At 69.1% G+C, this 22,514-nt stretch carries 24 protein-coding genes; 7 read left to right on the plus strand and 17 right to left on the minus strand.

The genetic code is table 11. The features are described from left to right. The first annotated feature begins 45 nt into the window (after positions 1-45). Positions 46-351 (plus strand): hypothetical protein, encoded by a 306-nt coding sequence (locus ABIC32_RS07650; protein WP_055752822.1) that lies wholly within the window; start codon positions 46-48, stop codon positions 349-351. An 80-nt stretch (positions 352-431) separates the two neighbouring features. Here ABIC32_RS07650 and ABIC32_RS07655 read toward each other — a convergent pair whose 3' ends face one another. Both ABIC32_RS07655 and hmgA read right to left on the minus strand, forming a co-directional pair. After that, positions 432-794 carry a hypothetical protein gene (locus ABIC32_RS07655; protein WP_354073626.1) on the minus strand — a complete coding sequence of 121 codons (363 nt, stop codon included), beginning with the start codon at positions 792-794 and terminating at the stop codon, positions 432-434. Beyond that, positions 791-2,086, minus strand: coding sequence for a homogentisate 1,2-dioxygenase (hmgA, locus tag ABIC32_RS07660; RefSeq protein ID WP_354073628.1), 1,296 nt, complete (start codon positions 2,084-2,086; stop codon positions 791-793). The genes ABIC32_RS07655 and hmgA overlap by 4 nt, the downstream gene beginning before the upstream one ends. 114 nt (positions 2,087-2,200) lie before the next feature. Between hmgA and ABIC32_RS07665 the strand changes: the two genes are divergently transcribed. Beyond that, positions 2,201-2,704 carry a hypothetical protein gene (locus tag ABIC32_RS07665; protein WP_045811869.1) on the plus strand — a complete coding sequence of 168 codons (504 nt, stop codon included), beginning with the start codon at positions 2,201-2,203 and terminating at the stop codon, positions 2,702-2,704. Here the strand turns inward: ABIC32_RS07665 and ABIC32_RS07670 are convergent. Beyond that, positions 2,701-2,958 (minus strand): Lrp/AsnC ligand binding domain-containing protein, encoded by a 258-nt coding sequence (locus tag ABIC32_RS07670; RefSeq protein WP_039244189.1) that lies wholly within the window; start codon positions 2,956-2,958, stop codon positions 2,701-2,703. The genes ABIC32_RS07665 and ABIC32_RS07670 overlap by 4 nt on opposite strands. Here ABIC32_RS07670 and ABIC32_RS07675 point away from each other — a divergent pair. Next, positions 2,945-3,811 (plus strand): alpha/beta hydrolase, encoded by an 867-nt coding sequence (locus ABIC32_RS07675; protein WP_354073630.1) that lies wholly within the window; start codon positions 2,945-2,947, stop codon positions 3,809-3,811. The two genes, ABIC32_RS07670 and ABIC32_RS07675, sit on opposite strands and share 14 nt — an antisense overlap. Positions 3,812-3,912: 101 nt before the next feature. Here the strand turns inward: ABIC32_RS07675 and ABIC32_RS07680 are convergent, their stop codons facing one another. Continuing rightward, the gene (locus tag ABIC32_RS07680; protein ID WP_354073632.1) at positions 3,913-4,269 is read right to left on the minus strand and encodes a hypothetical protein; all 357 of its coding nucleotides are present in this window, start codon (positions 4,267-4,269) and stop codon (positions 3,913-3,915) included. A 148-nt stretch (positions 4,270-4,417) separates the two neighbouring features. Here ABIC32_RS07680 and ABIC32_RS07685 point away from each other — a divergent pair, with 148 nt between their 5' ends. Continuing rightward, positions 4,418-5,098 (plus strand): bifunctional 4-hydroxy-2-oxoglutarate aldolase/2-dehydro-3-deoxy-phosphogluconate aldolase, encoded by a 681-nt coding sequence (locus ABIC32_RS07685; RefSeq protein WP_055752818.1) that lies wholly within the window; start codon positions 4,418-4,420, stop codon positions 5,096-5,098. Between the two features lie 14 nt (positions 5,099-5,112). Here ABIC32_RS07685 and ABIC32_RS07690 read toward each other — a convergent pair whose 3' ends face one another. The 13 genes from ABIC32_RS07690 to ABIC32_RS07750 all read right to left on the minus strand — a co-directional run bounded on the left by ABIC32_RS07690 (position 5,113) and on the right by ABIC32_RS07750 (position 19,541). Beyond that, on the minus strand, positions 5,113-5,625 hold the full coding sequence (locus tag ABIC32_RS07690; RefSeq protein ID WP_354073635.1) for a periplasmic heavy metal sensor: 513 nt from the start codon (positions 5,623-5,625) through the stop codon (positions 5,113-5,115). Beyond that, positions 5,622-6,023: a hypothetical protein gene (locus ABIC32_RS07695; protein WP_112863530.1), complete on the minus strand. Its 402-nt coding sequence runs from the start codon at positions 6,021-6,023 to the stop codon at positions 5,622-5,624. The genes ABIC32_RS07690 and ABIC32_RS07695 overlap by 4 nt, the downstream gene beginning before the upstream one ends. After that, positions 6,020-6,592, minus strand: a complete 573-nt coding sequence (locus ABIC32_RS07700) for an RNA polymerase sigma factor (RefSeq protein WP_307509436.1) — start codon at positions 6,590-6,592, stop codon at positions 6,020-6,022. The genes ABIC32_RS07695 and ABIC32_RS07700 overlap by 4 nt, the downstream gene beginning before the upstream one ends. 65 nt (positions 6,593-6,657) lie before the next feature. Then, complete coding sequence (locus tag ABIC32_RS07705; protein WP_354073638.1) at positions 6,658-7,299, minus strand: EF-hand domain-containing protein; 642 nt, start codon at positions 7,297-7,299, stop codon at positions 6,658-6,660. A gap of 47 nt (positions 7,300-7,346) precedes the next feature. Beyond that, a complete protein-coding gene (locus tag ABIC32_RS07710) occupies positions 7,347-10,286 on the minus strand; it encodes a bifunctional [glutamine synthetase] adenylyltransferase/[glutamine synthetase]-adenylyl-L-tyrosine phosphorylase (protein ID WP_354073640.1) in 2,940 nt (979 codons plus the stop codon). A gap of 4 nt (positions 10,287-10,290) precedes the next feature. Further along, a complete protein-coding gene (locus ABIC32_RS07715; protein WP_354073642.1) occupies positions 10,291-11,718 on the minus strand; it encodes a sensor histidine kinase in 1,428 nt (475 codons plus the stop codon). A 136-nt stretch (positions 11,719-11,854) separates the two neighbouring features. Beyond that, complete coding sequence (locus ABIC32_RS07720; RefSeq protein WP_017504381.1) at positions 11,855-12,526, minus strand: response regulator transcription factor; 672 nt, start codon at positions 12,524-12,526, stop codon at positions 11,855-11,857. 84 nt (positions 12,527-12,610) lie between these two features. Further along, on the minus strand, positions 12,611-14,149 hold the full coding sequence (locus ABIC32_RS07725; RefSeq protein WP_354073644.1) for a Do family serine endopeptidase: 1,539 nt from the start codon (positions 14,147-14,149) through the stop codon (positions 12,611-12,613). A 108-nt stretch (positions 14,150-14,257) separates the two neighbouring features. Continuing rightward, positions 14,258-14,764 (minus strand): cytochrome c-type biogenesis protein, encoded by a 507-nt coding sequence (locus ABIC32_RS07730; protein WP_354073646.1) that lies wholly within the window; start codon positions 14,762-14,764, stop codon positions 14,258-14,260. Further along, positions 14,761-16,749: a heme lyase CcmF/NrfE family subunit gene (locus ABIC32_RS07735; RefSeq protein WP_354073648.1), complete on the minus strand. Its 1,989-nt coding sequence runs from the start codon at positions 16,747-16,749 to the stop codon at positions 14,761-14,763. The genes ABIC32_RS07730 and ABIC32_RS07735 overlap by 4 nt, the downstream gene beginning before the upstream one ends. Next, positions 16,746-17,252 carry a cytochrome c maturation protein CcmE gene (ccmE, locus tag ABIC32_RS07740; protein WP_354073650.1) on the minus strand — a complete coding sequence of 169 codons (507 nt, stop codon included), beginning with the start codon at positions 17,250-17,252 and terminating at the stop codon, positions 16,746-16,748. The genes ABIC32_RS07735 and ccmE overlap by 4 nt, the downstream gene beginning before the upstream one ends. 70 nt (positions 17,253-17,322) lie before the next feature. Further along, the gene (gene ccmI, locus ABIC32_RS07745) at positions 17,323-18,141 is read right to left on the minus strand and encodes a c-type cytochrome biogenesis protein CcmI (RefSeq protein WP_354073652.1); all 819 of its coding nucleotides are present in this window, start codon (positions 18,139-18,141) and stop codon (positions 17,323-17,325) included. A gap of 44 nt (positions 18,142-18,185) precedes the next feature. Next, positions 18,186-19,541, minus strand: coding sequence for a hypothetical protein (locus tag ABIC32_RS07750; RefSeq protein WP_354073654.1), 1,356 nt, complete (start codon positions 19,539-19,541; stop codon positions 18,186-18,188). A 164-nt stretch (positions 19,542-19,705) separates the two neighbouring features. On the opposite strand from ABIC32_RS07750, the gene ABIC32_RS07755 reads away from it, so the two are divergent. The 3 genes from ABIC32_RS07755 to ABIC32_RS07765 are packed head-to-tail and all read left to right on the plus strand — an operon-like array spanning position 19,706 to position 22,500. Continuing rightward, positions 19,706-20,638: an ABC transporter ATP-binding protein gene (locus ABIC32_RS07755; protein WP_354073656.1), complete on the plus strand. Its 933-nt coding sequence runs from the start codon at positions 19,706-19,708 to the stop codon at positions 20,636-20,638. After that, positions 20,635-21,402, plus strand: a complete 768-nt coding sequence (locus ABIC32_RS07760; RefSeq protein ID WP_039244173.1) for an ABC transporter permease — start codon at positions 20,635-20,637, stop codon at positions 21,400-21,402. The genes ABIC32_RS07755 and ABIC32_RS07760 overlap by 4 nt, the downstream gene beginning before the upstream one ends. A 42-nt stretch (positions 21,403-21,444) precedes the next feature. Beyond that, the gene (locus ABIC32_RS07765) at positions 21,445-22,500 is read left to right on the plus strand and encodes a hypothetical protein (protein WP_354073659.1); all 1,056 of its coding nucleotides are present in this window, start codon (positions 21,445-21,447) and stop codon (positions 22,498-22,500) included. The last annotated feature ends 14 nt before the right edge of the window (positions 22,501-22,514 follow it).

The raw sequence follows: 22,514 nt of genomic DNA on the forward strand, positions 1-22,514 counted from the left end.
GTCACCGTAGCGTTTGAGAATTTCCACCTAGGAGAGGAACCTCAAATGAAAAAGTTCGCCATCGCCGCCGCTTCGGTCTTCATGCTGGCCGGCGTCGCCGCCTGCGGTGAAAGCGCCGCCGACAAGGCCGCTGAAAAGCAAGCCGACGCCATCGAAGCGACGGGTGAAGCCCGCGCTGACCAACTGGAATCGCAAGCCGCGACCGCTCCGACCGCTGCTCAGGCCGACGCCCTGAACGCCCAGGCTGACCAGGTCGAGAAGAACGCCGACCGCAAGGCCGACATGGTCGAGCAGCAAGCCGGCAACGCTGATGGCGGCGCTACGACGGCCAACACGCCTTCGACCCACTAAGGCCTGGCGACCCGCTAAATCCGTTTACGGATGGATCAGCCCCCGTCGTTCGCGACGGGGGCTTTTTCACGCCTACGACCTCAGTCGATGCACAGGGTCGGGCCGGCCTTGCCGTCCTCGACCGTCGTATTGCAGCCGAAACGGTCGCTGGTCGCCTGGCAGACGCCGGTCGCCGCCGTCCCCGGAGCCACGCCGCTGTTGCCCTCGATGCGGCAGTCGCCCTGGCACTGATCGCCGTCGGTGCAGCGCTTGCCGGCGTCGGCATAGCTGATGACGCACTGCCAGGATTGCATCCGCCCGACCTGTTTCATCGTGCCGCCGCGCGTGGCGCAGGACACGGCGTCGGCGCTCTGCATCGGTGCATCCGACGCCGCTCCCGTGGTCTGGGGCGAGCAGGCGGCGGCCAGAAGCGCGACGGCGGCGATGAGGGAAATGCGGATCATGAGATCTGTCCTTTGGTGAAGCCTGACCAGACATCGTCGTAGTCGAGCTGCATGTGCGGTGATTCCGACGCCCATTTCGTGACGCGGATCGGCATGCGCGTCTCGAACATGAAGGCCAGGGTGTTTTCGATCTTGTGGGGCTTGAGTTCGGCCTTGATCGCGCCGTCATAGCTGGCCTGATCGGGGCCGTGGCCGCTCATGCGGTTGTGCAGCGATGCGCCGCCTGGCGCGAATCCGCCCGCCTTGGCGTCATAGGCGCCTGTCACCAAACCCATGAACTCGCTCATCACGTTGCGATGGAACCACGGCGGGCGGAAGGTGTCCTCGGCCACCATCCAGCGCGGCGGGAAGATGACGAAGTCGATATTGGCCGTGCCCGGCGTCTCGGACGGGCTGGTCAGGACCGTGAAGATCGACGGATCAGGGTGGTCGTAGCTGACGGTGTTGATCGTGTTGAACCGCGCCGTGTCGTAGCGGCAGGGCGCCAGGTTGCCGTGCCAGGCGACGACGTCCAGCGGGCTGTGATCGAAGGTCGTGGCCCACAGGCGGCCGCCGTATTTCTGAACGCATTCGGTCGGGCGATCCACGTCCTCATAGGCCGCAACCGGCGTCTCGAAGTCGCGCGGATTGGCCAGGCCGTTCGAGCCGATGGGTCCGAGATCCGGCAGGCGGAACGGGCTGCCGTAGTTCTCGCAGACATAGCCGCGCACCGGCCCGTCCACCTCGACACGGAACCGCACGCCACGCGGGATCAGGACGATGTGACCGGGCCGGGCCTCGATCACGCCGAACTCGGTGACGAAGCGATGGTCGCCTTCCTGTGGCATGATCAGCAGTTCGCCGTCGGCGTCATAGAAGACTCGGTCGGCCATCGATCGGTTGGCGACATACAGGTGAATGCCCGCCCCGGCCCCGCCGTCCGGTTCGCCGTTGCCGCCATAGGTCGTCAGCCCCTCGACCCAGTCGGTCGCGGCCTGCGGCATCGGCAGCGGGTCCCAGCGCATCCGGTTGGGGTTGGGCGGCGTCTCGTCGAACGGACCGGAGCGAACCCGCCCCTGATCGAAGGGCGCGTAAGGCCCATGCTGGGCCGACGGACGCAGGCGATACAGCCAGCTGCGCCGGTTCTCGGCGCGCGGCGCCGTGAAGGCGGTGCCGGACAGCTGTTCGGCATATAGGCCCATCGGCGTATTCTGCGGCGAGTTGCGGCCCACCGGCAGGGCGCCGGGCGCGGCCTCGGTCGCGAAATGATTGCCGAAACCGGTCATGTAGGCGGGCGCGTTGGATCGCGTCATGTCGTGTCTCCCTATGTCCCTCGTTTAGCCGTCCCCGGCGCCAGCGTCACCCTTTGCCCGTCAGGCAACAGCTTGGCGGTTGGCGCGTTGCTGTGGCCTCGCGGAGGGATTTCCATGACCTATCTGACCCGGGCGGTGTTCGCCTTCGCCAGCCTGCTGCTGTTGCTGGCGGCCATGGCCCTGATCGGGTTCGGGGTGAAGGATGCGCTGCACGGCATCGGCTCGCCCGACAAGTCCGGCGCCGACGCGGTTCTGGACGTGCTGGGCTATGTCATCGTCGCCATCGCCGTCTTCGACGTGGCCAAATACATCTTCGAGGACGAGGTTCGGCGCGGCAACGAAAAGCGCAGCGCCGCCGAGGCCCGGCGCAGCCTGACCAAGTTCCTGTCGACCATTGTCATCGCCCTGTTCCTTGAGGCGCTGGTTGTGGTGTTCAAGACGGCGCGCGAGGACGTGGCGCAGCTGCTCTATCCCACCGCCCTTCTGATCGCCTCGGTGCTGGTGCTGGTGGGCCTGGGCGTCTTCCAGCGCCTGTCGGCCACGGTCGAGGAAAAGGTCGGCGACGACGACGAGGCCGAGGACCGCAAGGACAAGGTCAGGCGAAAGGCCGCGCCCTAGCCTTTGCTCGGCAGGAAGGGCGAGAAGGTGATGACGGTGAAGGTGTCGCGCACGTGCGGCCGCGTCTGGACCTGTTTCGTCACGAAGGTGCCGATGTCGGCGTCGCGCGGCAGGTTGAACTTGGCCAGCAGGTCGTGCTGACCCGAGGTGGAATAGACCTCCGAGACGTTCTCGACATTGTCGACGATGTCGGCCGCCACGTCGTTGGCGTAGCCCAGCTCGCATTTGATGAAGACGAAGATGGCGGTCATCATGGCGGATCAGTCCTCTGGTTCGAGGGCGCTTCTAGCGGACGAAGACGTGACGAGTAAGCCGCAAGACACAGACGCCGTGCTGGAGGCGCAATACAACAACCGCGCCCTGGTGCCCGACCATCCCGCCGTGATGGCGCGCTGGAAGGCGGGATCGGAGACCGCACGCGCCGCCCATCCGCCCCAGGTCCTGGAATACGGCCCAGGCGAGCGCGAGCGGATCGACTGGTTCGACGCCGGGGACGGCGCGCCGGTCGTGGTCTTCCTGCACGGCGGATACTGGCAGGCGCTGGACGCGGGCTGGTTCAGCTTCGTGGCTCCGCCCCTGCTGGCCCACGGCGTCAGCGTCGCCATCCCCACCTATGATCTGGCGCCGAGCGTGCGGCTGGGCCGGATCGTCGATCAGGCGCGGGCGGCGGTCGACCTGATCCGCGACCGCACCGGCGCCGCGCCCGTCGTCAGCGGCCATTCGGCGGGCGGGCATATGGCGGCCTGCCTGCTGGCGGACGGGCGGGCTTCGGCGGCGGTCGCCATCTCGGGCGTGTTCGATCTGGAGCCGCTGATCCCCACGTCGCTCAACGTCGCTTTGGACCTGAACACGACCGAAGCCCGGTCACTGTCGCCGATTCGCTGGCCGGCGGCCGCCGGCGCGGTTCTGGACTGCATCGTCGGCGGGGCAGAGAGCGAGGCCTTCGTGGATCAAAGCCGCGCCATGGCCGCGCGCTGGGGCGACGCCGGAGCCGAGACGCGGTTCGAGGCCCTGCCCGGCCTGAACCATTTCACGGTTCTGGATCCGCTGTTCGATACCGACAGCACCCTGGTCCGGCGGCTGGCCGACCTGGCCCATCGACGCTGAGCGACAATCAGACCCTCCGGCGAAAAATGGAGTCTAATTCGTCTAATTCGTATGAAATCCCCCGCTCCCCTCCCTAACAGATGGGCTTGAGCGGCGAGGCTTCAAGAGGGGCGGTCGGCGCGCCAGATGAAGACGAAGTTGCGGTGTTCGGCCCAGGTCTGACCCTCCACATGGTCGCCCGCAAGGCAGGCCGCCGTGTGATAGGGGCCTGCGCCGTCGGTCGTTCGGAACGAGACGCACAGCCGGCCGTGCTGGCGCTTCCATCGGCCCGCCTCGATCCGGCTGTTGTAGAAGTCGCCCGTCACGACGCCATCGGGCTGGAGCGTCAGGTTCATGGGCTGGTGGTAGGGCTGGGCCGGATCGGTCGCCAGATCGACGGACCAGGCACCGTCCATGTCGGCGGCGGGCGGCGGATCCTGAACGGTCAGAAGGGCGACGACGGCGAGGGCGGCGAACATCCTGCTTCTCCAACAGGCGATTGACCGAACAACGGTCCGCCTTTCGCCACATGCCGTCAAGAGAACGTCCGCGCTAACGCGGTTTGACTTGACCTCGCGTTCGCGACAGCGGAGGTCGGACGCGAACCTATCGCAGAGGAACCCGTCCATGGCCCATGATCGCGTCAGCGTGCTTCAGGCGCTTCAGACCCAGGGCGTGTGCCCGGTCTTCTATCACCCCGATGCCGAGGTCAGCCTGAACGTCATTCGCGCCTGCGCGCGTGGTGGGGCGCCGGTGGTCGAGTTCACCAATCGCGGCGACTTCGCCTGCGACCTGTTCGGCGAGATCAATCGCGAACTGATCAAGACCGACCCCAACGTCGTCCTGGGCATCGGTTCGGTCGTCGATGCGGGGACGGCCTCGCTTTATCTGAACCGGGGCGCCCGGTTCGTGGTCAGCCCCTGCCTGATCCCCGACGTGGCCAAGGTCTGCAATCGGCGCATGGTCGCCTATTTCCCCGGCTGCGGGTCGGTGACCGATATCGGCGAGGCGCACGAGCTGGGCTGCGACATCGTCAAACTGTTCCCCGGCTCGTCGGTCGGCGGACCGGACTTCGTCAAGGCGGTCAAGGGTCCGATGCCCTGGGTCAAGATCATGCCTACGGGCGGCGTCGATCCGGACGAGGCGTCGATCGCCAAATGGTTCGGCGCGGGCATCGTCGCGGCGGGTATGGGCTCCAAACTGGTGACCGATGACGCCGTGAAGTCGGGCGACTGGGCCGCCATCGAGGCGTCGGTGCGCTCGGCGGTGAACGCCGTCGCCGCGTTCCGCGCGTCCAAGAAGGGCTGAGCGCTCAAGCGCCGTCAGCGTGGCGCGCGGTCGTCCGGCTGACGGTGATCCGGCCCGTGGGCTGCGGCGCGACGGGCGGCGCCCTTACGCTGAAGGATCGGGGCCAGGGCCTTGCGCTCCTCGGGCGTCAGCGTCGCCAGCACCGCGACCGCACCGTTTTCCAGGCGCGTGCGGCCCCGCATCTCGGTGGCTCTGGACTGTTCCAGCAGGCTTTCGACCCGGGTCGCGTCCAGGGTCGGCTGACCGGCGATGTCGATGGCTTCTCGTCGGGCGGCGCGGGCCGCCTCGAAATCAGGACGCGCCGCCAGGGCCGATTCTCGCAGCGCGGTGCGCACGCGCTGGCGTACGGCCGGATCCAGATCGGCCAGCACCTCGGCCAGCGGTCCCTCGCGCCCCGGGCGGCGTTGGTCCTCTATCCGGCGTTCGATCCGGTCGCGATTGACGACATAGGTGACCCCGCCCGCCACGGCGAACAAGTTCAGGGCCACCGAGACGGCCAGGGCGATCTTCAGGCTCTTGGACGTCATCCCAACAGTTCCGTGTCATCCACGCCCGTCAGCGAGGATTGGTAAAGCACCGCATCGGCGCGCGCGTCGGCGGTCAGATGGGTGGTCAGGCCCACGCCGGCGACCACGCCCGCACAGGCCGCGGCGGCCCAACCGGCGCCGAGGTACCAGATCGCCTTACCCAGACGGCTTTTCGCCCGGGGCGCAGCCGCAAGGATGCGCGCGGTCAGGGCGGCGGACGGGACAGGTCTGGGCGCGACGTCGAGCAGAGCGTCCAGCGCGGCCGCCTGATCCAGCACCGCCTTCAGCGACGGATCGGCGGCGATCAGGCTTTCGGCGAAGGCGCGCTCGGACGCGGGCCACCGACGCAGGTCGGCGCCATAGGCGTCCGCCAGTTCGTGCAACCGTTCCGCCTTCATCGTCCGTCTCCTCTAATCGACCCCGGACCGATGTCCGAAAGGGCCAGACGCAATGCGCGACGACCGCGCGACAACAAACTCTCCAGCGCCTCGACGCTGATCTCCATCAGGGCCGCTGCATCGATATTCGACAGCTCCTGATAATGGCACAGGACGATGGCCTCGCGCTGTCGGTCCGGCAGACGTTTCAGGGCCGCCGTGACCCGCACGCCCGTCTCGGCCGCCAGCAGACCGCGATCCGGCGCCGGGCCTTCGTCGGGACGCTCCGGCGGCGTGTCGGTCGGAATTTCGCGCCGACGCCTCAGCCGATCGTAACAGAGGTTCAGCGCGACCCGGTGCAGCCAGGTGTCGAACCGGGCCTTGCCGGGCGTCCATTTGGGCGCCTGACGCCAAGCCTTGAGCATCGTCTCCTGGGCCACGTCCTCGGCCTCGACCGCATCGCCCAGCATACGCTGGGCCAGCGACAGGATGCGCGGCAGCTTGCGCGAGACGAGCGTCTGCGCCGCCGCCGGGTCGCCCTGCCCCACGCGCCGCACCAGATCCTCGTCGGGGTCGACGATCGCGACCAAACCTGCCTCTTCCGCTGCTGACGAAAGGGACCGGTGCGTTCACGACGGCCGACCCCGACACCGTCTTACTCCGAAGCCGGGACGGGGGAAGCGGGTTGTTGCGCCGGACGCTGAGCCTGGCGGGCCGCGCGGCGTTCCTGCCGTTGCTCACGCTGCGCGGACATGGCCGCCCGGCGCTCGTCGGCGGAGATCACGCCGTCGCGGTTGGCGTCCATCTTGTCGAACCGCTCGCCCAGCTTGGCCGAGGCTTCGGCGATCACCACTGGCCCGCGTTCGCGGCCTTGTCCGCGCATGGCGTGATGTGCGCCGCCGCGACGGCCCTCACGATGACCGGCGCGTTCGGCGCGCGGACCGCGATCCGGGCGTGCGGCATGGCCGGCGTCGAACTCGGCCCGGCTGATGGAGCCGTCGCCGTTCGCATCCAGCTTGGCGAAGCGGTCGCCCGCGCGTTCGGCGCGACGGGCCTGCATGGCGGCGGCGCGCTCTTCGGGGCTGACCACGCCGTCGCCGTTCGTATCGAGCGCGGTCAGACGCGCGATGCGCGCATCGACGAACTCGGCGCGGGTGATCTGGCGGTTCGGATCCGCGCGCGCATGATGCGGCGCAGGGGCGCCGGCGGCGGGGGCAGGCGGAACCTGAGCGGTCGCGGCGCCGGCGGCGGCGGCCAGAGCGATGACGCCCAAGCCGGTCAGAAAGGTGTTTCTCATCTCGATCATCTCCACGGGCGCGTCTGGCGCCCCTTGACATTGCCCTGTCAGGAGATTGAACGCGGCGTTGCGGATTCTCCGTCGCGGCCCTCTTTTTCCAGTCTGGCTGGCACCGCCCGCTCGAAGGCCTTTCGCGCCCGCGCGCGCAAGTCGGTCAACTCGGTCTTCAGCGTGTCGAAGTCCGGCGCGCCGGCGGCCTCGGCCAGGCGCAGCTGGAAGACGCCGGGCTCGCCCTCCGGATCGACCCGCCCCTCGAAGGCGGCGGCCAGAAGATGAGCCAGACGCTGCTGCACGCGCCAGGCCTCGGCCAGGACCGGGTCGTCGTGCAGGGCCTCAAGCGTCGACAGGGTCAACGGCTCGCCGATGGCGGCGGCCTGAAGCTGGCGGAACTGGGCGGCGAACTCGGCGTCTACCTGCCCGCCCGGCGACAGCTTCAGATCCCAGAAGCCGTGCGGGCGACGCTCGCGATCCATCAGGGCGCGCATCTTTCGGATGTCGGCGGCGACATCGACGCCGGGACGCGGGCGACGCAGGGCGGACTCGATGGCGGCAGAAACCTGGGCGCCGAACTTGGGATCGCTGGCCCAGACCACGCGGGCGCGGGTCAGAACCATGAACTCCCAGGTCTCCGCCTCCTTGGCGTAATAGGCGTCAAACGCCTTCAGCCGCACCGACACCGGCCCCTTGGAGCCGGTGGGGCGCAGGCGCATGTCCACCTCATACAGGCCGCCTTCCGCCGTATGCGCCGACAGGGCCGCGATCAGCCGCTGGGTGAAGCGGGCGTAGAAGACGTCGGCGGTCCAGCCCTTGATCTCGGAGGTCGCCTCGGGCGGCGCCTCGTACAGGGTCATCAGATCGAGATCAGATCCGGCCGTCATCTCGCGCGATCCGGCCTTGCCCAAGGCGACCACCGCCACCGCACCGGGGAAGGCGCCGCCCAGCCGTTCGGTCTCGGCCAGGGCGGCGGGCGACAGGGTGCGCATGGCGGCGTCGGCCAGGGCGGCGTAGGCGCGGCCCGCCGCCTCTGCCCCCGCCCGACCGGTCAGGGCGTGGATGCCGATGCGGAACATCTGCTCGCGATGCAGGCGGCGCACGGCGTTCATGGCCCCCTCGAAATCCTCGGTCTCGCCAGCCTCGCGCAGCATCTGTTCGGTTAGGCCGGTCTCTTCGGACAGATCGACCAGGAAGCGGGCGTCCAGCACACCGTCCAGCGCCGCCGGTTGCCGGCCGAGGGTCCGGGCGAGACGCGGTGCGAAGGCCATGACGCCCAGCACCATCTCGAACAGTTTGGGCTGGTTCAGGAACAGGGCCTGAACCTGCACACCCGCCGCCAGCCCAGAGAAGAAGACCGCGAAACGGCGGAACGCCTCGTCGGGCGCACCCGATCGGGCCAGGGCCTCCAGCAGGCGCGGCGCCAGGCGGGTGAACAGTTCACGGCCCCGCGCCGTGCGCGTCGCCGGGATCCGGCCGTGGTGCCAGCTGCGGATTGTGTCGGCGACCGACGGCGCCTCGGAAAAGCCCATGCGACGTAGGGTTTCCAAAGTCTCGGGATCGTTCTCGACCCCGGTGAAGACCAGGCTGCCGTAGCTGGAGTCCAGATCTTCGCCGCCCTCGAACAGTTCACCATAGCGGGCGTTGACCCGCGCCAGCAGGGCCTCGACCCGGGCGTCGAAGGCGGTCAGATCGTTCGAACCGGCCAGGGCGGCGACGGCGGCGCGGCGCTCGTCATCCTCGGGCAGGCGATGGGTCTGCTCGTCGTCTAGCATCTGCACGCGGTGCTCCAGCCCGCGCAGCTCGACATAGGCGGCGGACAGTTCCTCGCAGACCGCCTGGGGCACATGGCGCGCGTCGGCCAGAGCCTTCAACGCCTCCAGCGTGCGCTGTTTGCGCAAAGCCGGATCGCGGCCGCCCAAGATCAGCTGCTGGGTCTGGGCGTAGAATTCGATCTCGCGGATGCCGCCGCGACCCAGTTTCAGATTGGCCCCGGCGGCTTGCAGTCCCTCGCCCGTCTTGTGGACGTGGATCTGTTTCTTGATCGACTGGATGTCGAGCACGGCCGCGTAATCCAGGCTGCGGCGCCAGATGAAGGGGATCATGGCCTTCAGGAACCGGCCCGCCGCGCGCATGTCGCCCAGGACCGGCCGCGCCTTAATGAAGGCCGCCCGCTCCCAGTTCTGGCCGACGCTCTCATAGTAGGCCAGGGCCATCGGCCCGGCGACGACCGGCGGAGTCGAGGACGGGTCCGGCCGCAGCCGCAGATCGACGCGGAAAACATAGCCGTCGCCCGTCCGCTCGGTCAGCAGGGTGGCGATCCCCTTGCCGACGCGATTGGCGAAGTCCTGCATCTCCTCGCCCTCGCGCAGCGCAAGGCCCATCAGGCGCGGCTCGAAGAAGAGGGAGATGTCGATGTCGGACGAATAGTTCAGTTCGTTGGCGCCATGTTTGCCCATGGCCAGGCCGAACAGGCCCGGAATGGGGCCGCGCGGATCGCCGGGCGGCGAGATCAACCGGCCGCGCGCCCTCTGTTCGGCGGCGACCGCGCGCAGGGCGGCGCGGCATGAGGCATCGGCGAACCGGGACAGGGCGTCGGTGACCTGCTCCAGATCCCACACCCCGCCCAGATCGGCCAAGGCGGTCAGCAGGTGCAGGTCGGCCTTCAGCACCCGCAGCGGGGCGCGCACCGCGTCCGGTTCGGCGTCCAGCGCGTCCGTGTCGCGAATGATCCGCTCCAGCGCTTCGACTGGGTCGGCTTCCAGCAGGCTTCGCAGATGGGCGGGGCGACGCCGCATCAGACCGGCGAGATAGGGCGAGGCGCCGGCGACGGGGGCCAGGGCGGGCCAGGCGGCGTCCAGAGCATCGCGCCAGCCGTCGGCGTCGGCGGCTTCGGTCAGGGTTTCGTGCAGGCGGTCGGCGGCGGCGATGTTTGTGACCGGACCGGCGGGCGTGAGGCTGTAGGCCAGCGGGATCGAGGTTTTTGAATGGGCCATCACATCATCCGCTCATCCCGGTCGAGGCCGGCGGCAGCACCAGCGCCACCCGCAACCCCGGTCCGAAGTCGCCATAGGCGCCGGGGCCTTCGTCCAGCACGACCCGTCCGCCGTGGGCCTCGGCGACGGCGGTGACCAACGAAAGCCCCAGGCCCGAGCCGGGTTCGGTGCGGCTGTTGTCCAGGCGCACGAACCGCTGGACCACCCGCTCTCGGTCCTCTTCCGGCACGCCCGGTCCGGTGTCGGTGACCGAATATTCGATCTCGCCAGACGAGCGCCGTCGCGCGCGCAGCTTCACCGCCCCGCCGGCCGGGGTGTATTTGATGGCGTTGTCGATGAGGTTGGCCAGGGCCTGGGCCAAAAAGGGCTGGTTGCCCTCGATCATCAGCCCGTTCTCGACCTCGGACGAGAAGTCGATGTCCTTGTCCTCGGCCGCCGGTTCGTAAAGCTCGGCCATGTCGGCGGCGAGGTCGGCTGCGTCCATGACCTTGGGATCCGGCGCCCCGCCCGCCTGCAGCCGCGCGATGGCCAGGACGGTGTTGAACGTCTTCAGCAGATGGTCCGCCTCGTCCAGGGCGATGCCCAGGGCGTCCACCCCGTCGATCTTGCCGGCTTCGGCGTCGATCAGGGCCACCTCCAGCTTGGCCCGCATCCGCGTCAGGGGCGAGCGCAGGTCGTGGGCGATGGCGTCGCCGGCGTGGCGGATCGAGGACATGGACGCCTCCAGCCGATCCAGCATGGTGTTCAGCCCCTGGCCCAGTTCGTCCAGTTCGTCGCCGGTGTGGCGCACGGGCGCACGGACCTTGAGGTCGCCGTCCTGCACCGACTGCACCACGCGGTTCAGCCCGGCCATGGCGTTTTCGACCCGCCGGCTGATGTAGAGACCGCCCGCCAGGCCCAGCAGCATGACCAGGGCCATGGCGCCCCACAGGGCCTGGGTCAGGCGCGCCAGATAGGCCTCGATGTCGCCGATGTCCTGACCGACGAACAAATGTTCGCCGCCGGCCAGGGTGGTGATCACCCCGATGGAGCGACGCCGCTCGACCTTACCCTGGGCGTCCGTGTCGGTCAGGCGGAAGGTCTCCCAGTCGCTGGCGCCGGCCGGCAGGCTGAGGTCGATGTCGATCGGGGATTCGGTGATGTTGCCGGTGATCGTCTTTCCGGCCTTGTCAGTCAGCAGATACAGATACGGGCCGCCCCGGATGGAGCGTTCGACCAAGGCCTGGTTCAGGGCGTCGATGCCGCGCGTGCGGTGGATCGCCGTCAGGGCGCCCAGCTCGATCTCCACATCCGCCTTGGCCCGACCTTGGGCCTCCGAAGCCGAGGCGAAATAGACATAGGCCAGGATCGCCCCCGCCGCCGCCACGAACAGCGCCAGGAACAGCAGCGTCAGCCGGAACGGCGTGCGGCGAAGGAGGGAGGGAAGACGCATGGGGTTTTAGTGACGAGAGGCGAGTGACGAGTGGCGAGCAAGCCGACGCAAAACGTTGCGTAGCGCCGTATGCAGCCAAGTTCGCCCCGCTTGTCTCACCCTCTCGCCACTCGCCGCTCACTACTCGCCACTAGACTCACGCCTCCAACCGATACCCCGCCCCGCGCACGGTCTGCAGCATGGCGCGGTCGAAGCCCTTGTCGATCTTGGAGCGCAGGCGGCTGATGTGGACGTCGATGACGTTGGTCTGGGGGTCGAAATGGTATTCCCAGACCTTTTCCAGCAGCATGGTGCGGGTCACCGACTGGCCGGCGTGGCGCATCAGGAACTCGAGCAACTGGAACTCGCGCGGCTGAAGATCGATCTCTGTCGTGCCGCGATGCACCGTGCGGCCGATCAGGTTCATTTCCAGGTCGCCGACTTTGAGCACGGTCTGGACGCCGCCGGTCTCGCGACGACGCGCCAACGCCTCGACCCGCGCGATCAGTTCGGCGAAGGCGTAGGGCTTGACCAGATAGTCATCGGCGCCGGCCTTCAGGCCCGTGACGCGGTCCTCAACCTCGCCCAGGGCCGATAAGAACAGGACCGGCGTCTGATCGCCGCCCTTGCGCACCGTCTCGACCATGCCGACGCCGTCCAGACGCGGCATCATCCGGTCCACCACATAGACGTCGTAGCCGCCCTTTTGCGACTCCAGCAGGCCAAAGGCGCCGTCCACGGCGTGGGTGACCTCATGTCCGGCTTCGGACAGGCCCCGCACCATGGCGGTCGCCGCCTCGGCATCGTCCTCGACCACCAAAATCCGCATTGAAACCCCTCCCGGAATCAAAATCGCCGCCGATGGTAGCGCATCGGCGGCGATTGACGAGTTAAGGCTTGGTCAGAATGCCGATCATTCGCCGGCGGCGAACTTTAACGGCACCGGGCTGGTGCCCTGAGGCGTGCGCACGAACAGCAGGATGCTGGGGCGACCCGCCTGTTTGGCCGCCGCCACCGCCGCGCGCAGATCGGCGGCGGACGTGATGTTGCGATCATTGGCGCGAGTGATGACGAAGCCCGGCTGGAAGCCGAGGCGCGCCGCAGCCGAACCCTGTTCGACGTTGGTGATCACGGCGCCGTTGACGCTGGCCGGCAGGCTGAACCGCGAACGCGCGGCCGGCGTGATCGCGGTGACGGCGAGTCCTTCGATCGTGTCGCCCTGACCAGGCTGGCTCTGCCCCGGATTGGCGCTTCCGCCCTCTTCCGACGCAGCGAGCTCCTCTTCCGAAGGACGGGTGCCTGAGCGCACGTTCAAGGTCTGGCGACGACCGTCGCGGATCACTTCCAGGCGAATGGTGTCGCCCGGCTTGGCCGCGCCGACCCGACGGGTAGCTTCCTGGCTGTTCGCCACCGCCTGGCCGTTCACGCCGACCAGCAGGTCGCCGACCTGAACGCCGGCGCGCGAGGCCGGGCCGTCCTCGGTCACGCTTTCGATCAGAGCGCCCTTGAAATCCTTGGGCTGGCCCAAGGCTTCCCAACCGTCGGGGCTGAGGGTGCGAAGACCCAGGCCCACATAGCCGCGCTCGATCGACTGACCGCGCATCAGGCGTTCGGTGATGGTCTTGGCGGTGTCCGCCGGAATGGCGAAGCCGATGCCGACCGAGCCGCCCGTGGGCGAATAGATGGCCGAGTTCACGCCGATGACGCGGCCGTGGATGTCGAACGTCGGGCCGCCCGAGTTGCCCCGGTTGATGGCGGCGTCGATCTGGATGTAGTCGTTGTAGCCCGACGGATCGATGTCGCGGGCCTTGGCCGAGACGATGCCCGCCGTGGCGGTGCCGCCCAGGCCGAAGGGATTGCCGATGGCGATGACCCAGTCGCCCACGCGCGGCTCGGCCGTCTCTTCAAAGCTGACATATTTGAAGTCGTTGCCCTCGACCTTGATCACCGCCAGGTCGGTGCCGGGATCGCGGCCGATCAGGCGGGCCGGCAGCTCGCGACCGTCCGACATCTTGACCTTGATCTCGGTCGCGTCGGCGACGACGTGGTTGTTGGTGACGATGAAGCCGTCCTGCGAGATGAAGAAGCCTGAACCGGCGCCCTGGGTCGTCTGCGGCTCGTCATTGCCCTGACCGCCACGGCCTTGCGGCGGCACGAACTGGAAAGGCAGGCCGGGGATCTGGAAGGCGCCGCCCTGGGGCTGGTCCACCTTGACCGTCACGTCGATCTGAACGACGGCGGGCGAGACCTGGTCGAAGATGGTCGCGAAGCTGCTCGGCGCGCCCGGCGGAGGCGTGAAGGCGTCGCCGTTGGCCGGGACAGGGGTGATCCGGTTCACCGCCTGCGGTTCCGCGTGCGCGCCGGGCCAGTTGATGACGCCGCCGGCGGTCGCCGCCGCCGCCAGGGTCAGGCCGGCCGCGGCCCCGAGAATGAACTCCTTGCGCTTCAGCATCGTGGTCCTTGCGATCCTCTTGTCCAGCGCCAGACGGGCGCCGGTTTCGCGATTGATATAGGCCGAACCGGCTTTGCGCCAATCCCGACCGCCGATCGTTGATCTCGACTAGCGCCCGTCGTGAGGCGAGGTTGCGTCAGGATCGCGGCGAAGCTTCTCATTTCGTAGAACTTCGTCCAGCCGGCGTTCCTCTTCGGGCGTCAGGGGAACGGCCTCAACCGGACGACGACGTGCGCGCAGGGCCAGAACGGCGGCGGCCAGCAGCAACAGACCGAACGGGCCGAACCACAGCAGCCAGGTCCCTGCCCGAACCGGCGGGGTGAACAGCACATAGTCGCCGAAGCGCCGCACCAGATCGTCGCGCACGGCCTGGTCCGAGGCCCCGGCCACGATCTCCTCGCGGATCAGGCGGCGCATGTCGCCGGCGACGCCCGCCGGGCTGTCGGCGATGGCCTCGTGCTGGCAGACGACGCAGCGCACATCCTTGAACAGGGCCTGGGCCCGGGCCTCCTGGGTCGCATCGGCCAAGGGGCGGTCGGGTGCGGCGGGCGGTTCAGCCGCCGTCAGCATCAGCGCCACGAGCGGCGCGGCCAGCAGGATCGCCAAGCGCCTCATGCGGTTTTGCGTCGGCGCGCGCCGATCCCGAGCCTGAGCCGACGATCCATCAGTGACAGCACCCCGCCCAGCGCCATGATCATCGGCCCCAGGAAGATCAGTCGCGCCCAGGGGTTCCAGTACAGACGCACGACCCAGGCCGGCTGTTCGGGACTGCCCGCGCGTTCGCCGATCACGACATAGACGTCGTCCAGGCCTCGGAAATCGAGCCCGACCTCGGTGGTGGTCTGGCCGCCGGCGGGGAAGAAGCGGCGCTCGGCCGTGACGGTACTGGCGCGGCCCTGATCGTTCGTCGCGCGCACGGTCAGTCGGCCCTGCTCGGCCAGATAGTTCGGCCCCTCGACGACGCGCACGTCGTCAAGCGTGACGGTCCAGGGGCCGGCGGACACGCTCTGGCCCAGCGAGACGGCGCGGGCGGCCTCGGCCTTGAAACCGGTCTCGACCACCGCCCCCAGGATGAAGACGCCCAGCCCCAAATGCGCCAGGGTCATGCCCCAGGCGCCCAGCGGCAGCCCTTTCAGTCGGCGCAGCGTCTCGGCCATCGAGGCGCGGAACAGGCGGGCGCGTTCGGCGACTTCCGACAGCGATCCCAGGATCAGCCACAGACCCAGGCCGATTCCGGCGGCGGCGAAGGCCTTCCTCGGCTCCCACAAGGCATAGGCCGCCAGGGCGCCGACGATCGCCACACCCGCCGCGACGGCCAGGCGCTGCATCGCGCCGGGCAGGTCGCCCCGCTTCCAGGCCAGCAGCGGCCCGGCCGGCAGGATCAGGAAGGCGACCATCATCAGCGGGGTGAAGGTGGCGGCGAAATAGGGCGGGCCCACCGAAATGGTCGCGCCGGACGCCGCTTCCAGGATCAGCGGATAGAGGGTGCCCAGCAGGACGGTCGCGGCCGCCGCCGTCAGAAACAGGTTGTTCAGCACCAGCGCGCCCTCGCGGCTGACCGGGGCGAACAGGCCCCCGCCCTTCAGCTGCGGCGCCCGCCAGGCGAACAGGGCGAAGGCGGCGCCGGCTGTGACGCCGAGAATGGCCAGCAGCATCAGCCCGCGCTGGGGATCGACGGCGAAGGCGTGGACAGATGTCAGCACGCCCGAGCGCACCAGGAAGGCGCCCAGCATGGAGAAGGTGAAAGCCAGCAGGGCCAGAAACACCGTCCAGCCCGCTAGCGCCCCGCGTCGCTCGGTCACGACCGCGCTATGCAACAGGGCCGCGCCCGCAAGCCAGGGCATGAAGGAGGCGTTCTCGACCGGGTCCCAGAACCACCAGCCGCCCCAGCCCAGCTCATAGTAGGCCCAGAACGAGCCCAGAGTGATGCCGACGGTTAGGAAGGCCCAGCTGGCCAGCGCCCAGGGTCGGACCCAGCGCCCCCAGGCGGGCCAGAAGGCGGTCTGCGCCCGTCCCTCGATCAGCGCCGCGACGGCCAGGGAAAAGCAGACCGAAAACCCGACGTAGCCGGCGTAGAGCAGCGGCGGATGCACGGCCAGGGCCGGGTCCTGCAACAGCGGGTTCAGCGACGCGCCCTGGAACGGCGCGGGGTCCAGACGGGTGAAGGGGCTGGAGGTGAAGACGGCGAAGGCCAGGAACAGCGAGCCCAGCGCGCCCTGTACCGCCACGGCCGAGGCCTTCAGCCCGAACGGCAGGCCGCGCGCCCGCGCCAGCGCCCCGCCGAAGACGGTCAGCACCAGACACCACAACAGAAGCGACCCCTCGTGGCTGCCCCAGGCGCCGGCGACCTTGTAGAGCATCGGCTTGTCGGTGTGGCTGTTGGCCGCGACGTTGGAGACCGAAAAGTCCGACACGACGAAGGCGTAGATCAGGGCTGCGAAACTGAGCGCGACCGCCGCCGCCGCCGCCAAAGCCGCGCCCTGGGCGGCCCCGGCCAAGACCGGGCTGCGCCGCGCGCGTCCGGCCGCCGAAAGCCCGGTTTGCAGGATCGACAGCGCCAGCGCCAGCGCCAGGGCGAAGGCCCCAAGCTCGGCGATCATAAGCGCGTCGGCGCGCTATCGGCCTGCGGCCTACTTGAGCGCGTTTCGGAGCCGTCCGGCCGCCACTCGCCTTTTTCCTTCAGACGGTCGGCGACCTCGCGCGGCATATAGTTCTCGTCATGCTTGGCCAGGACCTGGCTGGCGTGGAAGGTGCGGTCGGCGCCGAAGGCCCCTTGCGCCACGATCCCCTGCCCTTCGCGGAACAGGTCGGGCAGGTCGCCGTGATAGACGACGCGGGTCGTGGCGGCATTGTCGGTGACGACGAAGGCGACCACGCCGTCGCCGGTCTTTTGCACGCTGCCGGCCTCGACCAGACCGCCCAGGCGGATGTTGCGGCCCTCCGGCGCCTTGTCGGCGGTAGCCTCGGACGGCGAATAGAAGAAGGTCACGCTGTCCTGCATCGCCCACAGCGACAGGCCGACCGCCAGCGCCAGGATCGGCGCCACGGCGGCGACGACCCACAGGCGGCGACGCGCCTTCGGCGATTTGGGCAGCCAGCTCATGCGACGGACATTCCGGATTCCAAGGACGGACCGGCGGCATATACCGCCGTCGTCGCGCAGGACCAACGCGTCATTGCGCGCCGCCCTTCGGCAGTCGGCGTTCCAGATCCAGACGGCGCGGATCGGCCGGGTCGAGCGCGGCGATCAGGGGCGTCCACAGGGTGCGGGCCTCGGCGGCGTCACCGCGCCGCAACGCCGCTTCCCCCAGGAAGAAGCGCGCGCCGAGCTGATCAGGGTCGAGTTTCATGGCCTCGCGGAAGGCGGCCTCGGCGTCGCCGCCGATCTGGTTGTCGTTGGCGACGACAAGGCTTTCGCCCAGTCGCGCCCAGGCCTGGGCGTCGCGAGGGTCCAGGGCGATCAGGCGGCGAAAGGCGGAGGCGGCGCCCAGCGGATCGCCGGCGGCAAACCGGGCCGCGCCCAGCATGGCCAGCGCCTGCCGATCCTGGGGCCGTTCCTGAACGACCCGCGCGGTCACCGCTGCCAGTTGCGCTGGCTCCAGCCGATCCAGATTGGCGGCCCAATCGTCGACGCGCCGCTCATAGGCCTGATCCGGCAGGCCGGGCGAGCCGGTGAAGACATAGAGGCCCAGCGCGCCCGCGACCGTCACGCCGATCCCGCCCAGCACCCAGAACCGATCTCGGGCGCCGGCCACCGGGGTCGTGGTCGCCGAAACGGCGAGAAGCCGCCGCCCCGCCTCGGCGCGCGCCCCCGCATAGGCCGCCTCGTCCAGCAGGCCGCGTGCCTTCAACCGATCCAGTTCCTCGATCTCGCGCGAGCCGGCCTGGGTTTCGGCTCCAGCCGCCGGATCGGCGCCGCGCCGCGCGCCGGTCAGCACCAGCAGGGCGGCCAGGGCCGCCGCCAGTCCCGTCATTATCCAGAACACGATCATCTTCGCCGTCTAACCCATCCGCGAACGTCCGGCGAGGCGTCGTTTCAGCCCAGCCGCGCCATTTCCGCTGAGGCTGCGCGTCGCCTGACCGCGCGCGCCGCCTCCAGCGCCTCGATCACGGTCAGGAACCGCGCCGCGACCCCGATCAGGCGCAGCACATGGTCCGGATCTTCGGCCTCGCCGTCCGACAGACTGTTCAGCGCCTCGTCGGACCAGGTGGAGAGATAGTCGGTCAGGTCGGCCTTCAATCCCGAGCGATCGGCTTCGCAGCCGAAGGTGACGGCCGCGCCACGCAGGGCCGCCACCGCCGCCAGCAGGGCTGCCGCCGCCTCGATCGGTTCGCCCTCGGCCGGCGCCTCCAGCCAGGGCGACATACGCGTCATGCGGCCGGTGATGACTTGACGCTTCATCGGCAGGGCCGCGTGGACGGCGCTGGTGGCGGACTTCATCAGGCCGGAAAGCTGGCCCGACACCTGCACCCGCGCCATCCGCGCCGCCTTGCCCCAGCTGGAATCGGGCCGCACCTGCAGGCTGAGGTCCATCTCGGCCAGCACGCCGGCGCACCAGTTGACGTCGTCCACCACGCCCAGCATCGCGGTCTCGCCCAGCGACGATCGGACCACGCCAGCGATCTTCTGCACCCGCGCCTGAACGGAGGTGAGCAGCCGCTCGACGAAGACGCCCATCTCGGAATGGCTGAGGGTGATTTCACGGTCGGCGAGGCGGCTGGTCCGGGTCACGACCCGCAGCATCCGCTCGGCGTCCGCCACATGGGCGAACAGGATGTCGATCATGCGCCGCCCGCCGTCCGGCGACATCGCCAGACAGTCCTGGATCAGCAGCCTCAGCCCCGCCAACTGGTTGTCGTCTGGGCGTTCCAGCCAGACGGGCAGGCGCGGCAGGGCGCTGCGGGCCAGAGGCGTCAGGTCGAAACAGCCGGCCAGTTCGACCGGAGTGGATGGCGGCTGGTCGTCGGCGGGGCGCTGAAACTCCGGCCAGACGTCGCGCGGCCGGTCGCGCAGTACGGCGGCCGCCTTTGCGCACAGCCGATCGGCGGCCAGGGTCCATTCGCCGTCCACGGCCACGGCGCCGTCAAGCAGGGGCAGGAAATTCTCCTCGCCCTGCACCGCCTCGCGCCAGACCCGTTTCAGAACCGGAGGCGGAAAGGTCAAGGCCGGCACGCCGTCGGCGCGCGGCTGAAACAGCGGCAGCAGTGGGGCGAAGGCCGTGCCGCGACGGGCGCGATCGCGCGCCTCTGCGGCGACGATGTTCGCCAATTCGGCCGCCTTGTCGCCCTTCAGCGCCGCCACAGCCGCGCCCAGCATCCCCAGCGAAGCGTCGGGACAGGCCTCGACGATCGCCGTCAGAGCGGCGTGGTGGGCGGCGGACAGGGACGGCACGAAAGCTCCTGCCAAAACTCAACTCAGGCCGGCACCGTGCGACAATCGGGTTAACAACGACTTGGCGTCCATTGAGCGGCGCCGCCACTTGAGTCAGGCGTCAGGCACGCCATATTGCCGCCACACCCGGCCCGCGCCGCCGCGCGCGCCGGAAAGGAAAGCCCATGCCCGTAATCGAGATCGACGGCCTGACCAAGACCTACAAGTCGGAGCATCAGGCGCTGAAGCGCATCGACCTGACGATCGACAAGGGCGAGATTTTCGCCCTGCTGGGACCGAACGGCGCGGGCAAGACCACGCTGATCTCCATCGTCTGCGGCATCGTCACGCCCACGACCGGGACCGTGGTCGCCGACGGCCACGACATCCAATCCGATTTCCGCGCCGCCCGCACCAAGATCGGTCTGGTGCCGCAGGAGCTGACCACCGACGCCTTCGAGACAGTGCTGGCCACCGTCACCTTCAGTCGGGGCCTGTTCGGCAAGGCGCCGAACCCCGCCTTCATCGAGGGCGTGCTGAAGGACCTTTCGCTGTGGGACAAGCGTGACGCCAAGATCATGACCCTGTCGGGCGGGATGAAGCGGCGGGTGATGATCGCCAAGGCCCTGAGCCACGAACCCGACATCCTTTTCCTGGACGAGCCGACCGCCGGGGTCGATGTCGAGCTGCGCCGCGACATGTGGGCCATGGTCAGAAAGCTGCGCGAGCGCGGCGTCACCATCATCCTGACGACCCACTACATCGAGGAGGCCGAGGAAATGGCCGACCGGGTGGGCGTGATCCTGAAGGGCGAACTGATCCTAGTCGAGGAAAAGTCGGCCCTGATGAAGAAGCTGGGCAAGAAGACCCTGACGCTGAACCTGATCGAGCCGTTGGCGGCCCTGCCCGCCGACCTGTCCGACTGGGACCTGACGCTGAAGAACGAGGGCGGCGAGCTGGAGTACAGTTTCGACGCCAACGCCGACGACACCGGCGTGCCCTCGCTGATCCGCCGGCTTGAGGCGCTGAACATCGGCTTCAAGGACTTGAACACCCGCCAGAGCTCGCTGGAAGACATCTTCGTCAGCCTGGTCCACCAGAACGGAGCCGCGGCATGACCTTCAACGGATACGGCGTCTGGGCCATCTATCGCTTCGAGATGGCGCGGGCGCTGCGCACCCTATGGCAGAGCGTGGTCACGCCCGTCATCACCACGGCCCTGTATTTCGTTGTCTTCGGCGGCGCGATCGGCAGCCGGATGCAGCAGGTGGACGGCGTGCCCTACGGCGCCTTCATCGTGCCGGGGCTGATCATGCTCAGCCTGTTCACCCAATCGATCTTCAACGCCTCGTTCGGCATCTACTTCCCCAAGTTCACGGGGACGATCTACGAAATCCTGTCGGCGCCGGTGTCGTCGCTGGAGATCGTGCTGGCCTATGTCGGCGCGGCGGCGACCAAGTCGGCGGTGCTGGGCCTGATCATTCTGGCGACGGCGGCCTTCTTCGTGCCGCTGCAGATCCTGCATCCGGTCTGGATGATGGCCTTCTTGATCCTGATTTCAGTGACCTTCAGCCTGTTCGGCTTCATCATCGGGGTCTGGGCCAATGGGTTCGAGCAGCTTCAGATGATCCCGATGCTGGTCGTGACGCCCCTGACCTTCCTGGGCGGCGCCTTCTATTCCATCGACATGCTGCCGGACGGCTGGCGCACCGTGACCCTGTTCAACCCTGTGGTCTATCTGATCTCGGGCTTCCGCTGGGCCTTCTATGGTCAGGGGGATGTGGCCATCGGCGTCAGCGTCGCCGCCACCCTGGGCTTTTTCGCCGTCTGCCTGGGCATTGTCATGTGGATGTTCAAGACCGGCTACCGGCTCAAGAACTGATCCGTCACGAAACGGGCCAGATCGCCAGCGATTGAGAAGACCATGTCCGACGACCAGAAGACCCCGCCCCAGCCTTTCGCCCGTAAGCCGGTGACCTGGGGGCGTATGCCCGCGACGACCTTCCACGTCGGACCGGTGCCGGTCGCGCCCAATCCGCTGGACCGCATTCCCAATCCGCCGCCGCGCAAGCCCACGCCGCAACAACAGCAGGCCTCGATCCACACCCAGAGCCTGGCCTCCGGCGTCGCGCCGGCCAAGGGTCAGACGACGCCCGCCAATCCCGCGCCGCGTCCCGCGCCTCGTCCGCAGGGGGCAAGCATCCTGGGCGGTTCGCTGATCCCGACGGCGCGCCCGGCCCAGGCCCAGCCTCAACTCCAAACTCCAACGCCGCCGCAGCCCAGGTCGCAGGCGGCGCCGGCCGCGCAACCCGATCTGACCGTGCGCCCTCTGCCCGCGCCCGAGACGACGCCGGCCCCTTCGCCGAAGCCGGTCGCGGCCGAACCTCTCGCCGCCGCCCCAGCGGTCGCGGCCAGACCCGCCGTAGCGCCCGCGGCTGCGCCGATCACGCCCAGCTTCGCCCGAGCGCCCGCCAATACCTCGCGCCTGCCGCTCTATGTCGGGGTCGGGGTGGTCGCCCTGCTGGTCGCCGGAGGGGGCCTGTGGTTCGCGACGCGTCCCGCCTCGACCCCGGCGACGTCCACGCCCGCCGTCGCCGCCGATGCGCCTCTGACCGCCCCGCCGGCCGATACGATTCCTGCCGACGCCGCCCCTGTCGCAGCCACCGAACAGCCCGCGCCTGCTGCGACGCCCGTCGCGACGCCCGCCCCCGCCTCTTCCGCGCCGGCAACGACGACGCCGCGCTCGACGACGGCCGCGCCCCGCACGCAGAACCAGACCCAGGCGCCGGCCGCTACGACGCAACCGACGACGCGTGCGCCGACGACGGCCACCCCGGCGCCGTCCACGCCGGCTCCGACCGTCACGACCGAGCCGCTGGTGATCGTGCCGACGGCCCCGACGCCCGCCCCGACCGCTGCACGTCCGTCGAGCAGCGATCCCGACGGTCCGGTGGTGACGCGGCCCCAGCCGCTGGACTGATCGGCGGTTTCGCG

The organism is Brevundimonas sp. 1080 (assembly GCF_040545985.1).
In the GTDB taxonomy this organism is placed as follows: Bacteria; Pseudomonadota; Alphaproteobacteria; order Caulobacterales; family Caulobacteraceae; genus Brevundimonas.

Bases quoted from the DNA above. Each gene is read 5' to 3' on its own strand.
- ABIC32_RS07650 (WP_055752822.1), top strand. From the start codon at position 46: ATGAAAAAGTTCGCCATCGCCGCCGCTTCGGTCTTCATGCTGGCCGGC.
- ABIC32_RS07655 (WP_354073626.1), bottom strand. From the start codon at position 794: ATGATCCGCATTTCCCTCATCGCCGCCGTCGCGCTTCTGGCCGCCGCC.
- hmgA (WP_354073628.1), bottom strand. From the start codon at position 2,086: ATGACGCGATCCAACGCGCCCGCCTACATGACCGGTTTCGGCAATCAT.
- ABIC32_RS07665 (WP_045811869.1), top strand. From the start codon at position 2,201: ATGACCTATCTGACCCGGGCGGTGTTCGCCTTCGCCAGCCTGCTGCTG.
- ABIC32_RS07675 (WP_354073630.1), top strand. From the start codon at position 2,945: ATGGCGGTCATCATGGCGGATCAGTCCTCTGGTTCGAGGGCGCTTCTA.
- ABIC32_RS07670 (WP_039244189.1), bottom strand. From the start codon at position 2,958: ATGATGACCGCCATCTTCGTCTTCATCAAATGCGAGCTGGGCTACGCC.
- ABIC32_RS07680 (WP_354073632.1), bottom strand. From the start codon at position 4,269: ATGTTCGCCGCCCTCGCCGTCGTCGCCCTTCTGACCGTTCAGGATCCG.
- ABIC32_RS07685 (WP_055752818.1), top strand. From the start codon at position 4,418: ATGGCCCATGATCGCGTCAGCGTGCTTCAGGCGCTTCAGACCCAGGGC.
- ABIC32_RS07690 (WP_354073635.1), bottom strand. From the start codon at position 5,625: ATGACGTCCAAGAGCCTGAAGATCGCCCTGGCCGTCTCGGTGGCCCTG.
- ABIC32_RS07695 (WP_112863530.1), bottom strand. From the start codon at position 6,023: ATGAAGGCGGAACGGTTGCACGAACTGGCGGACGCCTATGGCGCCGAC.
- ABIC32_RS07705 (WP_354073638.1), bottom strand. From the start codon at position 7,299: ATGAGAAACACCTTTCTGACCGGCTTGGGCGTCATCGCTCTGGCCGCC.
- ABIC32_RS07710 (WP_354073640.1), bottom strand. From the start codon at position 10,286: ATGGCCCATTCAAAAACCTCGATCCCGCTGGCCTACAGCCTCACGCCC.
- ABIC32_RS07715 (WP_354073642.1), bottom strand. From the start codon at position 11,718: ATGCGTCTTCCCTCCCTCCTTCGCCGCACGCCGTTCCGGCTGACGCTG.
- ABIC32_RS07720 (WP_017504381.1), bottom strand. From the start codon at position 12,526: ATGCGGATTTTGGTGGTCGAGGACGATGCCGAGGCGGCGACCGCCATG.
- ABIC32_RS07725 (WP_354073644.1), bottom strand. From the start codon at position 14,149: ATGCTGAAGCGCAAGGAGTTCATTCTCGGGGCCGCGGCCGGCCTGACC.
- ABIC32_RS07730 (WP_354073646.1), bottom strand. From the start codon at position 14,764: ATGAGGCGCTTGGCGATCCTGCTGGCCGCGCCGCTCGTGGCGCTGATG.
- ABIC32_RS07735 (WP_354073648.1), bottom strand. From the start codon at position 16,749: ATGATCGCCGAGCTTGGGGCCTTCGCCCTGGCGCTGGCGCTGGCGCTG.
- ccmE (WP_354073650.1), bottom strand. From the start codon at position 17,252: ATGAGCTGGCTGCCCAAATCGCCGAAGGCGCGTCGCCGCCTGTGGGTC.
- ccmI (WP_354073652.1), bottom strand. From the start codon at position 18,141: ATGATCGTGTTCTGGATAATGACGGGACTGGCGGCGGCCCTGGCCGCC.
- ABIC32_RS07755 (WP_354073656.1), top strand. From the start codon at position 19,706: ATGCCCGTAATCGAGATCGACGGCCTGACCAAGACCTACAAGTCGGAG.
- ABIC32_RS07760 (WP_039244173.1), top strand. From the start codon at position 20,635: ATGACCTTCAACGGATACGGCGTCTGGGCCATCTATCGCTTCGAGATG.
- ABIC32_RS07765 (WP_354073659.1), top strand. From the start codon at position 21,445: ATGTCCGACGACCAGAAGACCCCGCCCCAGCCTTTCGCCCGTAAGCCG.